The 763-nt window shown below is 62.9% G+C and carries 2 protein-coding genes; both read left to right on the top strand.

Annotation, left to right across the window (positions count from 1 at the left end):
- Positions 1–246: AEC family transporter (locus EN879_RS37755; protein WP_206521113.1), on the top strand; the 246-nt coding region annotated here is incomplete at its 5' end.
- Between the two features lie 190 nt (positions 247–436).
- On the top strand, positions 437–763 hold a 327-nt coding region (locus EN879_RS37750; protein WP_127274804.1), incomplete at its 3' end, for an aldehyde dehydrogenase family protein.

Below are 763 nucleotides of genomic sequence, written 5' to 3'. Positions count from 1 at the left end.
GTGCTGAAGCTGTTCCTGATGCCGGCGCTGGTGCTGGTCTTCGTCTGGTTGCTCGGCATGCCGCCCTTGACGGCCAAGGTGGCGGTGATGGTGGCCGCGATGCCATCCGGCGTCAATTCCTATCTGATCGCGGTGCAGTTCAACACCGGCCAGGCGCTGGCGTCGAACCAGATGACCCTCGCCACGGCCTGCGCCGCCGTCACCACCGCGTTCTGGCTGACTGTTGTCTTGTACGTTTTCGGGTAAGGCATCGGTGTAAGCACGTCAGCCTGCTCTCGTCTCGCTCTGGCCCAAGCCCTATATGCCATCTTGCGATTGCTTGCGTGCCTTGCCCTCGGTAAAGAGCAGTGGCTCCGGCGTGCCGGCCTCAGTCCATGGCGCACGCGCACCGAAGATTTCACAGACCCGCCCGTCAGGGCGCCGAACGGAGGATAGCATGCTTCAGAAAACCAGCCATTTCATGCGGCAGGCCAATCTCATCAATGGCGAATGGGTGCAGGCCGACAGCGGCCAGACGGTCGACGTCAACAACCCTGCCACCGGTCTCAAGATCGGCACCGTGCCGAAGTCGGGCAAGGCCGAGACCCGCCGCGCCATCGAAGCCGCCGCGGAAGCTTTCAAGACCTGGCGCAAGACGACCGCGCTCGAGCGCTCGAAGCTGCTGCGCAAGCTGCACGACGCGATGATGGACAATCAGGACGTACTGGCCGAACTGCTGACCATCGAGCAGGGCAAGTCGCTGTTCGAATCGAAGGGGGAGATC

Source organism: Mesorhizobium sp. M7A.F.Ca.AU.002.02.1.1, assembly GCF_003998535.1.
Taxonomy (GTDB): domain Bacteria; phylum Pseudomonadota; class Alphaproteobacteria; order Rhizobiales; family Rhizobiaceae; genus Mesorhizobium; species Mesorhizobium ciceri.
This window is presented reverse-complemented; position numbering and strand designations above follow the sequence as displayed.